Genomic DNA, 11,718 nt, shown 5'->3' with positions numbered 1-11,718 from the left:
ATGAGGAAAGCGCGCGGGCTTTCAAGACGTTTATCGCCATGCATCGATAGCGAGATGATGAGCGATGACGACGCTGCCGATCAACAACACCCCAATCACCTGCATGCCCCATGCGGAGTCCGAGCGCGCATTCGACGAGTTCGCAAGCATGCCGCTTGAGTGAATCTAGTCTGCCCCGTACCGCAACGGGTAATCCCATGATTCGCCTAGCCAGGAGGTAGCTATGTCAGAGGAAACCATCTCGCACGGGCAGCCATTCCAGGATATGGAGCGCTGGCGTGAAGCCGGGCGCCGGGGTCGCGAGCTCATCGAAGCGAAGCATCGCGCCGCATCCATCAAGAAGGTTGTCCAAGACCGGGGGATCAAGAAGCTGTACCACCTCACCCAAGCGAGGAACCTCGACAGCATTTTCGAGCACGGGATCCTGTCCAGGAACGAGCTCGCCCGTCGGAAGATCGACGCCGCCGTCAATAGCAGGCTGTGTTGTCAGGAACTCGCCGATACCGTTTCCGTGTACATTTCCGGAGTCAATTTCGAGGTGCTTCACGCCCTTGAGCAGCATAAACGGGAACGGGGCGAGACGAGCCCGGGAGACACGTTCGTGCTGCTGGAGCTCGATCCCAGCGTGCTGTATGAGCTGAACTGCTCGTTCTTCCCGACTGGCGTGGGCGTCGGTCTGTTTCGCATCAAATGGGAGACGTCCTACGGAGCACAGGCGTTGGAAAGCATGTTCGAAGACGGCCGCCCGAGCCCAGGGGGAGGCTACTCCCGCACCAAATGGGATTTGAAGCCCTGGGAAGTCAGCGACCCTAACGCAGAGGTGTTCGTGTTCGGGGCGATTCCGCCCCGCTACATCATGCGCGTGTTCTTCAAGAGCGAGGAGCAGATCGACGAGTACCGCAGCTGGGTCGGAGACGACGGCCACATTCCGTATCAGATCGTGTCGCATGAGGCCGCGCTGTTCGAACGGCGGCGCGATTGGATCGACTGGGATATTTCCAGCATGTATGCAGCAGTGAGGAAAGAAAGAGCCGCTCGCCGGGGAGGCAAGAACGGCGGGTTCCGTCTCGTTGACTGAGCGACGCGAGCGCGTTGAACGGCGGTTTTCCCAGCCGGTGTTCGCAACACGTTTTCAATACCCGAACAAGTTCCGTATCCGTTGGGAAGGGGCGCGCACATGCCCGATACCGCAAGCGTCGTCTTCGGGCGCAAGGCCGAGGGCGCCATGTTCACCTCGCGCGAGAAGTACGAAGCCGTCAATGCCGAGTCGACAGGCCTCGCACGCATACGTTTCGCCATCGACGAGCCTTCTTATTGGCCCGGCGGGGCGTATTCGTCGTGCGCATCTACTTCTATAAGGACGGCGAGGTCGTCGCCGGGGCGCTCTGCAGCGAGGACGGCACGCCCGCGCGGGATATCCTCGCGTATACGGGGTGGCGGCGTGCCGCTGCCCGGCCGGTGGTGCCGGTCGGGCGGGGAGCGGTACCCGCGAAGCGCTAAGATGGCCGAGAGGGCACGGGAGAGTGCGTGGCCCGCACGGGGCGGCGGCCCCGCCCCGTGCCCCGCATGCAGATGGGAGGGCTGTGGCTATGGGTTTCATCGACGACGACGCTTGGCAGGAGCAGAATAAGGCGAGGCGGGCGACCGCCAATCTGGCCGTTGTTGCCAAGGAGAGAGAAAAATTCGCTACGGGCAAGGAGGTCGCTGCGCTTCGGAAGCGCATTCGCGTGCTGATCGATGATCGTCTGCGCACACTCGCGACACGCATTGCCGACACCTATAACGGCGTGTATTGCGCCTATGATGGGGCCTGCATCGGCGACTGGGGCTCGCAGTCGATTCAGAGAGTATCGTGCAAGTCCAAGCTCAGCGGTGCCGCGGAGGAATGGGTAAGGTATTATCAGCAAAGCCTTCTTGATGATGCGAAGGCGTTGCGCGCATTTGATTACGGATGCGCGACAGACGATGAGCTGCGGGCTCTCGCTTCCCTGGAGCAGTTGATCAACGTGCTGTTCGCCATTCCGATGAATCTGTTCGACGTGTACGCCGCCTTTGCGAAGGCAGATCCGTGCGATCCTCGGTGGCGGAACGGTCTTTCTAAGAGGAGCAGGCTGCAGTCGAGTGTGTTTCTGGCCCTCCAAATGGACTGCATGCTCACCAACGAGCTGCAAGTGCGGCGGAACGCCTGCGCCTTGACGGGAAGCCTGAGCGAGCAGTACCGGGATTTCGGGTACCGTATGCTTATGCGGCTCAGCTATGAGAAGAAGGGGCTCGACCGGCTTCCAACGGGGGGGCGCCGCCATCGACGATCTTGCCGCCCAGCTTTACGGAATAACCAGGGTCGATAACTCCTCCGTGCGCGATCGCAGGCTGGAAGCGTTGAAAAAGGCTGCCGAGCTGGCAGATGCATGGGTTGCCGCATGTCCCCATTCCGCTGACGCTCGGCGCCATCAATCCTCGATAACCGCAGCCATCGATCAGCGCCAAGGCATTCTTGAGCCAGCGGCGGAAAAGGCTGTGCGCGACTACGCGCGGGCGCTCGAGGAGGATCGGAAGCGGCGGCGCGAGGAAGAGGCCGAAACCGAGCGGAGACGTCGCCGTGAGCGGATAGAGCTCGAACAACAACGCCGCCGCGATGGAGAGGGAGGCGCAGAAGGCGGTGTGCGAGCCGATCGAGCGCTTCGTGCCTGCCAATAGCCCCACGGACGGACAGGACTCGACCACCTCTTCGTCCTAAACCGGCGAGCTGTTGCGTTCGGTTTTGTCCGGGCGACATGACATAATCATCGCAAACGCTAGGGCACCCCATACGGCGGGCGTCCTGGCTCGCAGGCTTACGAGAGAGGAGCCTTTGTATGGCAGATGCAGTATATACCGATCTTGAGGGCGGGTCGCTTTCCGCTCTGATAACCCAGCTCAAGGAAAAGGGGCTCATCAGCTCAGATGCGAGCATCGATGCCATCGCGCGCAAGTTTTTTCAGAAGTTCCGCGATGCCGGGCTCCTCGAGTACCAGACATTCGAGCGCACGGGCAGGCGTTGCACGGTTCCCACCGAGGCAGGGATTGCACGCGGAATTGAACGGCATGATACGAGCTTATATGCATACCCATGGTTTTCCGGCGCCGGCATCCAGCTGGTGCTCGAGGCGCTCGACAGCGCGGGCATGCTCACGGGGCCGCTGAAACGCGATGACAAGCCCGGCGAGCAAGCTCAGACGGCTGTCCCCACCCCGCGCCCCGGCGACCCGTATCCGGACCGCACGCCGCAAGAGATCGACACCGAGGACAAGGACGCATGGTGCCGCAAGGGCGAGGAGCTCGAGGGGGACTTCGTTGCACGCATCGTGCCCCTCACCGGGCGCGACGTGCGCATCAACCCGGAGAAGGCGACGAACCCCTACGCCATCGACCTGCACGATTACGACAACGACCGCCCCGCCGACCTCAAGAGCTTCATGACGCCGTTCTTTACCTGCGCCCGCTATACGCAGGACGAGGCCGGCCGTCCGCTTGCGCGGCGGCTCGACCCGCGCCTCACCATCACGTTCGACGCGAAGGACTACCGCCGCTACTGCGAGCTCTACCCGGAGTGCGACATCTACCTCTACGTGCATTGGGAGCAGCTTGCCTATCGCGACGTAGAGATTGAGCCGCTCGAGGGCGTGTGGGTGGCACGCTTCGCCGACATGCGCGCGAAGATCGAGGAGCGCGCGCTCGTGCACCACAACTACCTGCGTCGCAAGGGCGACCCGCGCAACGCGAACGACTGCTACCTCTTCGACCTGCGCGACCCCATCTTCACCAAGCTCCTCGAGTGCACGCCGGGTGCAGAGGGGCCGAAGAGGGAAGACGCGACGGCAGGCGTCGCAGAAGGGGAGTCCGTGCGTGTAGAGGAGCCAGCACAGGCCGACGCTCCCTCTCCCGAGCGTGATGCTGCCGCGTGCCAAGCAACCGCCCTCCTTCGCGAGGCATACGGGGAGGGAGCAGAGTTCCGCGCGGGCCAGCTCGAGGCGATCGTCGACGCCGCGACGGGCAAGCGTGTGCTCGTGGTGCAGAAGACGGGTTGGGGCAAGTCGCTCGTCTACTTCATGGCCACGAAGATCTTGCGCGCGCAGGGCGCCGGCCCCACGCTCATCATCAGCCCGCTTCTGGCGCTCATGGAGAACCAGATCGAGTCGGCGAAGCGGCTTGGGTTGAACGTCGCGACCATCAATTCGGGCAACAAGGACGACTGGGAAGAGATCTTCTCCCATCTCGGCAGCTATGACGCCCTCATCGTCTCGCCCGAGCGCCTCTCGAACGCAGGGTTCATGCAGCAGCTCGCTAGCGTACGTAACATCAAGCTCTTTGTAGTTGACGAAGCGCACTGCATCTCGGACTGGGGACACGACTTCCGCCCGGACTACCAGCGCGTGTCGCGCTTCCTGCAGAACCTGCCCGAGGACGCTGCCATCTTAGGCACCACCGCCACGGCGAACAACCGCGTGATCAAGGACATTCGCGCGCAACTTGGGCATAACCTGAGCGTTGTGCGCGGGGACCTCATCCGTGAGAAGCTCGCCATCCAGGTGAACCCCGAGCAGGCCCGCGAGGAGCGCCTCGCCTGGCTCGCCCAGACGCTCGGCCGAGGCGGCGGCCTCGCGGAGGGGCAGGGGCTCATCTACTGCCTCACGCAGCGCGATTGCGAGCATGTCGCCGAGTACCTGCAGCAGCACGGCGTCTCCGCCCGCGCGTACCACTCCGGCCTCGATGCGGAGGTGTCCGGCCGCGCGCTCGCGGATTTCGAGGCGGGCGACGTGCGCGTGCTCTGCTGCACCATCAAGCTCGGCATGGGCTACGACAAGGCGGACATTCGCTTCGTCGTGAACTTCCAGCTGCCGCAGAACCTCATCAGCTACTACCAGCAGATCGGCCGCGCCGGCCGCGACGGCAAGCGCGCCTACGCGGTGCTGCTGCACGGCCCGGAGGACGAGGGCATCCTGCGCAGCTTCATCGATTCCGCCTTCGCCGAGCCGGACCTGCTCGAGAAGATCATCGAGCTCTGCCGCGACGGGGCTCCCAAGCGCGCGATCGCCGCAGAGGTGAACGTGACCGCGGGCAAGCTCGACGAGGCGCTCAAGTACCTCCAGGTTCACGGGTACCTCTTCACGGAGCGCCGGAAGAACGCCCGGGGCAGCTGGCAAACCGTCTTCTGCGTGGACGAGCAGGCGAGCTTCGATGCGCAGGCGGAGCGCGAGCGCCAGGCCGAGCTGCGCAACACGCGCTACGACGAGCTCGCGAGCTTCAAGGAGTTCCTGCGCACCGACGGCTGTCTCATGAAGTTCATCGCCGACGAGCTCGACGCGCCGGACGCCAAGGACCACTGCGGCATCTGCGCGAACTGCGCGGGCGGGCCGCTCTTCCCGGTGGAGCTCGATAAGGTGCTCGTGGACGAGGCGATCTTGTTCGAGAAGAACCGCCATGGCTTCGTGAAGCCCCGGAAGCTCTGGCCGGATGGCAGCCGCATCGCGGCGGAGGAGCAGTGCGGCCGCGGCTGGATCCTTTCGGACAACTATTATTCTCTGCTTGGCCAGCTTGCCGCGACGGGCAAGTACCGCGACGGCCGCTTCTCGGACGAGCTGCTCCTGGAGTCCGCGCGGTATTTGCGCAGCGCGGCGGCGGGGACGGGCATCGACGCGGTGGTCGCCGTGCCGAGCCTGCGCCATCCCCGGCTCGTGCCGGATTTCGCCGAGCGCTTGGCGCACGCGCTCAAGGTGCCGTTCATGGACGGCGTCGTGCGCAAGACCGCCGAGGGCGCCGCGCAGAAGACGCTCAACAGCTCGGTGCTGCAGGCGAAGAACATCCGCGATACCATCGAGGTGGCCAAGCCCGGGCGCATCGCGGGCAAGACCGTGCTCCTCGTGGACGATATGGTCGACTCCGGCTGGACGTTCGCGGTGATCGCGTCCGAGCTCGTGCGCGCCGGCGCGAAGGCCGTCTACCCGTTCGCGCTCGTGAAGACCGGCAAGGGCGACTGATAGCAAAATGGGTTGGTTGGGGACGGGTTCCTTCCAACCCATTTTTGGAATGGCGCCGTGTCCGTCAAAATGGGTTGGAAGGAACCCGTCCCCAACCAACCCATTCGGGAGTTAGCAAGGAGGAAGCCATGCCGCAGGTATTCATTTCGGGCTCGCGCAGCTTGGCGCGGCTGCCCGAGGCGTTCTGCCAGTCCATCGACCGCATCTGCGAGCAGGGCTTCGGCGTGCTCGTAGGGGATTCCGAGCGCGGGGTCGACGCGCTTACCCTCGATTACCTGCGCTCGTGGCGGGGTGCGCCATACCCGGGCGTTCGCGTGTTCACCGTGCGGACGCGCCCGCGCGTGACGGTGGATCCCGCTTGGGCCGTGGAGGTGGTGGCGGGCGAGCCGGGTACCACGGGCCGCGCCCTCCAGACGGCGAAGGATCGCGTCATGGGGGAGCGGGCGGATTGGGGACTCGCGTACTTCAACCCCATCGAGGTCAACCGCTTCGGCAACCTGCAGGTGAGCTCGGGCACGCTCCGCAACGCCGTGCAGCTGCTCCTCGCGGGGCGACCGGTGAAGCTCTTCTATACCTATGAGGGGGAGGCGCGCGCGGCGGGGCTCTCGACGATCGAGGATCTCGAGGGCGTCGTGGAGACGTACCGCACCGAGCGACTCGGCAACGAGGAGCGCGCAGCGGTGCTCGCGAGCACGACCGCGTGCGACCGGGCGGCGGGCAAGGACGCCGAACAGGTGAAGTACGGGAAGATCGCGTCGAAGCTCCAGGCGCTCATCCGCGACGAGCGGAAGCGCCGCACCGTGCAGGCCACCCTCGACCTCGGCTAGATGGGTTGGTTGGGGACGTGTTCCTTCCAACCCCTTTTTCACCGGGCGTGGCGTCATCCCAAAAAGGGGTTGGAAGGAACACGTCCCCAACCAACCCATTCCGTCTTCACAAGCTCCCCATGGGTCTTTTCGACAAAAACGCAGGTCAGAACATTAGGATACGCCCGGACGCGTGTATTAGAGCATTTCGGTTGACGAGCGGCGACGGCTTGTACTACTATTCGTTTGCTCGCGATGGCGGAATTTCCGCATGGACGTCCGGCTTCGTGGGTCTTGCTTCATGTGGGAGTGTGCCCGAGTGGTTAATGGGGACGGGCTGTAAACCCGTTGGCTCTGCCTACCAAGGTTCGAATCCTTGCGCTCCCACCAGAAGTCAAGTGCCTGTGTAGCTCAGTCGGTAGAGCACCTCGTTGGTAACGAGGAGGTCACCGGTTCAAGTCCGGTCGCAGGCTCCAGTACGGCGGTGTAGCTCAGCTGGTTAGAGCACACGGTTCATACCCGTGGCGTCACTGGTTCGAATCCAGTCACCGCTACCAGGTAACACGGTGGCTTCTCTATGTACGTGGGGGAGCCACTTAAGTTAAAGGGCAAGTCCCTCAGCGGGGACGACCTTAAGGAGGAGGGCTTTATGGCCAAGGAAAAGTTCGAGCGTACAAAGCCGCATGTTAACATCGGCACCATCGGCCACGTCGACCACGGCAAGACCACGTTGACGGCTGCCATCACCAAGGTTCTCTCCGAGACCGAGGGCTGCAAGGCCGACTTCACCGCCTTCGAGAACATCGACAAGGCTCCCGAGGAGCGCGAGCGCGGCATCACCATCTCCGTCGCGCACGTCGAGTACGAGACGGCCAACCGCCACTATGCGCACGTCGACTGCCCTGGCCACGCCGACTACATCAAGAACATGATCTCCGGTGCTGCCCAGATGGACGGCGCTATCCTGGTCATCGCCGCCACCGACGGCCCCATGGCCCAGACCCGCGAGCACATCCTGCTCGCCCGTCAGGTCGGCGTGCCCTACATCGTCGTGTTCCTGAACAAGTGCGACATGGTTGACGACGACGAGCTCATCGACCTCGTCGAGATGGAGACCCGTGAGCTCCTCTCCGAGTACGACTTCCCGGGCGACGACATCCCCGTCATCCGCGGCTCCGCTCTCGGCGCCCTCAACGGCGAGGAGAAGTGGATGGATTCCGTCCGCGAGCTCATGAACGCCGTTGACGAGTACATCCCGACCCCCGAGCGCGACGACGCCAAGCCGTTCCTCATGGCCATCGAGGACACCATGACCATCTCCGGCCGTGGTACCGTCGCTACCGGCCGTGTCGAGCGCGGCGTGCTCAAGCTCAACGAGCCCGTCGAGATCGTCGGCATCAAGGAGACCCAGTCCTCCGTCGCCACCGGCATCGAGATGTTCCGCAAGACCATGGACTTCTGCGAGGCTGGCGACAACGTCGGTATCCTCCTGCGCGGCATCAAGCGCGAGGACATCGAGCGCGGCCAGGTTCTCTGCAAGCCCGGTTCGGTGCACCCGCACACCAAGTTCACCGGCGAGGTCTACGTCCTCACCAAGGAGGAGGGCGGCCGCCACACGCCGTTCTTCGATGGCTACCGTCCGCAGTTCTACTTCCGTACCACTGACGTGACCGGCACCGTCAAGCTCCCCGAGGGCACCGAGATGGCCATGCCCGGTGACCACATCACCATCGAGGGCGACCTCATCCACCCGATCGCCATGGAGGAGGGTCTGCGCTTCGCTATCCGCGAGGGCGGCCACACCGTCGGCTCCGGCGTCGTCTCCACCATCATCGAGTAACTTCGGGTAGCCGAGGTATTCGGATCGTGTGATCTAGGAACCCGGCTCCTCATCGCGAGGAGCCGGGTTTTTATGTTCCACCGTTTCGCGAAACGAACTTCCGCCCGATGGCGAACGCACGAGTTCGCTTCCCAAAACGGTGGGTAGCAGTTATGGAACGCATCTGCATTCACGCTGCCCAGCGAATAAACCGTTGACAGGATAAGAGCGCAGATGCTATCGTATTCCATCGTGCCCGTACGGGGCGGTATTTGGAGGTAATTAGATTCATGCGTACTCTCGTCACCCTTGCCTGCACCGAGTGCAAGCGTCGTAACTATACGACGACCAAGAACAAGGCAACCATGCCTGATCGTATGGAGATCAAGAAGTATTGCCCCTGGTGCCGTCGGCATACGGTTCACAAGGAGACCCGCTAGTCTCCAACCCCTTACACGCCAGTAGTTCAATTGGTAGAGCATCGGTCTCCAAAACCGAGTGTTGAGGGTTCGAGTCCTTCCTGGCGTGCCAGTCTTCAATCCGTAAGCCTCGTATTCTCGGGGCTTACGGTTTCTGTATGTTAAGCGCCCTGCGCCCGGAGGTAGCGAGCATGGCCAACAAGAAGAACAAGAAGAAGGCTTCGCAGCGCAACGCGCAGCCGTCTGCTCCGGCCAAGGCCCAGGCTGCGGCCGAGCCCAAGAAGGGCGTCTCGCGCAAGGCTGCCAAGGACGCCGAGAGCGCGTCGAAGAGCGTCGCCCGCGCCAAGGCCGATATGAAGGCCTCCAAGGAGAAGGCGAAGGCCAAGAAGAAGAAGGACAAGAAGCCCGGCTTCTTCGGCCGCATCCGCAACTACTTCCGCGCCGTGCGCACCGAGATGCGCCGCGTCACCTGGCCGAGCAAGAAGGAGCTCGTCAACTACTCGCTCGTGGTGATCGCGTCCCTCGTGGTCGTGGGCGTCGTCATCGCCGTGCTCGACTTCGTGATCGGCGAGGGTCTCTTCCTCATCTCTGGGCTAAGGAGCTAGACCATGTCGAAGCGTTGGTATGTCGTCCACACCTATTCCGGCTACGAGAAGAGCGTCAAGAGCGACCTCGAGCACCGCATCGAGACCATGGGGATGCAGGATCGCATCTTCGATATCGAGATTCCCATGGAGAGCGTGACCGAGATCAAAGAGGGCGGGAAGCGCGAGACCAAGGACGTCAAGATCTTCCCGGGCTACGTGCTCGTGCGCATGGAGATGGACGACGACGCGTGGACCTGCGTGCGCAACACGCCGGGCGTCACCGGCTTCCTCGGTGGCAACGGCAAGCCCGCGCCGCTCTCGCGCGACGAGTACAACAAGATGATGCGCAAGTCCAAGAAGGGCGAGGCGCCCAAGCGCATGACGGTCGACCTCGAGGTCGGCACGCCGGTGCGCGTGACCTCCGGCCCCCTCGCGGACTTCAACGGCATGGTGTCCGAGGTCAACCCCGAGTCTGGCAAAGTCAAGGTCGTCCTGCAGATCTTCGGCCGCGACACGCCCGTCGAGCTCGGCTTCGACCAGATCGCCGTCGCCCTGTAAGGTTGGTTGTTCGCGCGCGGGCGCTTCTCGACCGGACCGCTCATCTGGTCGGGTGCTTCTAACGCAAGCGCGCTGACGATATTCGTTTGATTCACCCCGCTTTCGGTTCAGGAAGGTTTTGACATGGCTGAGAAGAAGGTTGCCACCGTCATCAAGCTCCAGATTCCTGCCGGCCAGGCCAACCCGGCGCCCCCCGTGGGTCCCGCCCTTGGTGCTGCCCAGGTCAACATCATGCAGTTCTGCCAGGCGTTCAACGCCGCCACGCAGGACAAGATGGGCGACGTGATCCCCGTCGTCATTACCGTCTTCGAGGATCGCACCTTCGCGTTCGAGTGCCACACCCCGCCTGCGGCGCACCTCATCAAGAAGGAGCTCAAACTCAAGAGCGGCTCCGCCGTTCCGCAGCGCGACAAGGTGGGCCAGCTCACCCAGGAGCAGCTCACGAAGATCGCCGAGATCAAGATGCCCGACCTCAATGCCAACGACATCGAGGCCGCCAAGAAGATCGTCGCCGGTACCGCCCGCTCCATGGGCGTGACCATCGCCGAGTAACTTGTTGTTTCGCGGGCGCGCCGAGGTGGTGCGCCCGTTCGCGCGCAATGGGGCGCGCAACGATGTGGGAGGGCACGCGCCCTGTGACCACAGGAGGTAGTACATGCCGAAGCATGGAAAGAATTTCCGCGCCGCCGCGGAGAAGGTCGAGAAGTTCAAGCTCTACACCCCGCTCGAGGCCGTCCGCCTCGTGAAGGAGATCGCGCCCGCCAAGTTCGACGAGACCGTCGAGGCGCACTTCCGTCTGGGCATCGACACCCGTAAGGCGGATCAGAACATCCGTGGCTCCATCTCCCTGCCCCACGGCACCGGCAAGACTGTCCGCGTCGCCGTGTTCGCCGAGGGCGAGAAGGCGCGCGAGGCCGAAGAGGCCGGCGCCGACATCGTGGGTTCCGACGAGCTCGTCGCGGCCATCCAGGGCGGCGAGATCAACTTCGACGCCGCGATCGCCACGCCGAACATGATGGCCAAGGTCGGCCGCATCGGTAAGATCCTCGGCCCTCGCGGCCTCATGCCGAACCCCAAGCTCGGCACCGTGACCATGGACGTCGCCAAGATGGTGGGCGAGCTCAAGGCCGGCCGCGTCGAGTACCGCGCCGACCGTTACGGCATCTGCCACGTGCCGCTGGGCAAGGTCTCCTTCGACGACCAGAAGCTCGTGGAGAACTACGCCGCGCTCTACACCGAGATCCTGCGCGTGAAGCCGTCCTCCGCCAAGGGCCGTTACGTGAAGAGCATCGCGCTCTCCTCCACCATGGGCCCCGGCGTCAAGGTCGATTCGTCCGTGACGCGCGACTTCATGGCCGAGTAGGCACGCAGCGCCTGCAGGTTGCTCTGCAGCTCATTTCAGCTGTGCGAAGCCGGCTCCTTCGGGAGCCGGCTTTTTTGTTTGGCGCGGGGTGTGCCGGCCGTGCTCGTGGACATGCACGACAGCGCGATACCGCTCCTGCTGCCGGCTTC

The 11,718-nt window shown here is 63.5% G+C and carries 12 protein-coding genes and 4 tRNA genes; 15 read left to right on the top strand and 1 reads right to left on the bottom strand.

Annotation, left to right across the window (positions count from 1 at the left end; genetic code table 11):
* Positions 1-223: 223 nt before the first annotated feature.
* The 3 genes from BN423_RS07915 (at position 224) to BN423_RS07905 (ending at position 2,348) form a co-directional block, all read left to right on the top strand.
* Positions 224-1,078: a DarT ssDNA thymidine ADP-ribosyltransferase family protein gene (locus BN423_RS07915; protein WP_019239721.1), complete on the top strand. Its 855-nt coding sequence runs from the start codon at positions 224-226 to the stop codon at positions 1,076-1,078.
* A gap of 260 nt (positions 1,079-1,338) precedes the next feature.
* Positions 1,339-1,500 (top strand): hypothetical protein, encoded by a 162-nt coding sequence (locus BN423_RS07910; RefSeq protein ID WP_232385540.1) that lies wholly within the window; start codon positions 1,339-1,341, stop codon positions 1,498-1,500.
* Between the two features lie 89 nt (positions 1,501-1,589).
* The gene (locus tag BN423_RS07905; protein WP_019239719.1) at positions 1,590-2,348 is read left to right on the top strand and encodes a hypothetical protein; all 759 of its coding nucleotides are present in this window, start codon (positions 1,590-1,592) and stop codon (positions 2,346-2,348) included.
* On the opposite strand, the gene BN423_RS11580 is transcribed toward BN423_RS07905, so the two are convergent.
* Positions 2,251-2,724 carry a hypothetical protein gene (locus BN423_RS11580; protein ID WP_154820265.1) on the bottom strand — a complete coding sequence of 158 codons (474 nt, stop codon included), beginning with the start codon at positions 2,722-2,724 and terminating at the stop codon, positions 2,251-2,253. The genes BN423_RS07905 and BN423_RS11580 overlap by 98 nt on opposite strands.
* A gap of 131 nt (positions 2,725-2,855) precedes the next feature.
* Here BN423_RS11580 and BN423_RS07900 point away from each other — a divergent pair, with 131 nt between their 5' ends.
* The 12 genes from BN423_RS07900 (at position 2,856) to rplA (ending at position 11,569) form a co-directional block, all read left to right on the top strand.
* A complete protein-coding gene (locus tag BN423_RS07900; protein WP_019239718.1) occupies positions 2,856-6,017 on the top strand; it encodes a RecQ family ATP-dependent DNA helicase in 3,162 nt (1,053 codons plus the stop codon).
* Between the two features lie 128 nt (positions 6,018-6,145).
* On the top strand, positions 6,146-6,844 hold the full coding sequence (locus BN423_RS07895; RefSeq protein ID WP_019239717.1) for a hypothetical protein: 699 nt from the start codon (positions 6,146-6,148) through the stop codon (positions 6,842-6,844).
* A gap of 284 nt (positions 6,845-7,128) precedes the next feature.
* A tRNA-Tyr gene (locus tag BN423_RS07890) sits at positions 7,129-7,213 on the top strand.
* A 10-nt stretch (positions 7,214-7,223) separates the two neighbouring features.
* Positions 7,224-7,299, top strand: a tRNA-Thr gene (locus tag BN423_RS07885).
* 4 nt (positions 7,300-7,303) lie between these two features.
* A tRNA-Met gene (locus tag BN423_RS07880) sits at positions 7,304-7,380 on the top strand.
* A 92-nt stretch (positions 7,381-7,472) separates the two neighbouring features.
* Positions 7,473-8,663, top strand: coding sequence for an elongation factor Tu (gene tuf, locus BN423_RS07875; protein ID WP_019239716.1), 1,191 nt, complete (start codon positions 7,473-7,475; stop codon positions 8,661-8,663).
* Positions 8,664-8,932: 269 nt separating this feature from the next.
* The gene (gene rpmG, locus BN423_RS11230; protein ID WP_019127809.1) at positions 8,933-9,082 is read left to right on the top strand and encodes a 50S ribosomal protein L33; all 150 of its coding nucleotides are present in this window, start codon (positions 8,933-8,935) and stop codon (positions 9,080-9,082) included.
* Between the two features lie 15 nt (positions 9,083-9,097).
* Positions 9,098-9,173: transfer RNA gene (locus BN423_RS07870), tRNA-Trp, on the top strand.
* 79 nt (positions 9,174-9,252) lie between these two features.
* Entirely contained in the window at positions 9,253-9,666 is a 414-nt protein-coding gene (gene secE / locus BN423_RS07865) for a preprotein translocase subunit SecE (RefSeq protein ID WP_019239715.1), read from the top strand.
* Positions 9,667-9,669: 3 nt separating this feature from the next.
* Entirely contained in the window at positions 9,670-10,206 is a 537-nt protein-coding gene (gene nusG / locus BN423_RS07860; RefSeq protein WP_019239714.1) for a transcription termination/antitermination protein NusG, read from the top strand.
* A 123-nt stretch (positions 10,207-10,329) separates the two neighbouring features.
* A complete protein-coding gene (gene rplK, locus BN423_RS07855; protein WP_019239713.1) occupies positions 10,330-10,758 on the top strand; it encodes a 50S ribosomal protein L11 in 429 nt (142 codons plus the stop codon).
* Between the two features lie 103 nt (positions 10,759-10,861).
* Positions 10,862-11,569, top strand: a complete 708-nt coding sequence (gene rplA / locus BN423_RS07850; protein WP_019239712.1) for a 50S ribosomal protein L1 — start codon at positions 10,862-10,864, stop codon at positions 11,567-11,569.
* Positions 11,570-11,718 lie beyond the last annotated feature (149 nt).

It is taken from the genome of Enorma timonensis (assembly GCF_000321165.1).
Classification (GTDB): Bacteria; Actinomycetota; Coriobacteriia; order Coriobacteriales; family Coriobacteriaceae; genus Enorma.
Note: the sequence above shows the minus strand (reverse complement) of the source record. Positions and strands in the feature narration are given on the sequence as shown.

Excerpts from the sequence above, each read along its gene's own strand:
- rpmG (WP_019127809.1), top strand. The coding sequence starts at position 8,933 with ATGCGTACTCTCGTCACCCTTGCCTGCACCGAGTGCAAGCGTCGTAAC.
- BN423_RS07915 (WP_019239721.1), top strand. The coding sequence starts at position 224 with ATGTCAGAGGAAACCATCTCGCACGGGCAGCCATTCCAGGATATGGAG.
- secE (WP_019239715.1), top strand. The coding sequence starts at position 9,253 with ATGGCCAACAAGAAGAACAAGAAGAAGGCTTCGCAGCGCAACGCGCAG.
- nusG (WP_019239714.1), top strand. The coding sequence starts at position 9,670 with ATGTCGAAGCGTTGGTATGTCGTCCACACCTATTCCGGCTACGAGAAG.
- rplK (WP_019239713.1), top strand. The coding sequence starts at position 10,330 with ATGGCTGAGAAGAAGGTTGCCACCGTCATCAAGCTCCAGATTCCTGCC.
- rplA (WP_019239712.1), top strand. The coding sequence starts at position 10,862 with ATGCCGAAGCATGGAAAGAATTTCCGCGCCGCCGCGGAGAAGGTCGAG.
- BN423_RS07895 (WP_019239717.1), top strand. The coding sequence starts at position 6,146 with ATGCCGCAGGTATTCATTTCGGGCTCGCGCAGCTTGGCGCGGCTGCCC.
- tuf (WP_019239716.1), top strand. The coding sequence starts at position 7,473 with ATGGCCAAGGAAAAGTTCGAGCGTACAAAGCCGCATGTTAACATCGGC.
- BN423_RS07905 (WP_019239719.1), top strand. The coding sequence starts at position 1,590 with ATGGGTTTCATCGACGACGACGCTTGGCAGGAGCAGAATAAGGCGAGG.
- BN423_RS07900 (WP_019239718.1), top strand. The coding sequence starts at position 2,856 with ATGGCAGATGCAGTATATACCGATCTTGAGGGCGGGTCGCTTTCCGCT.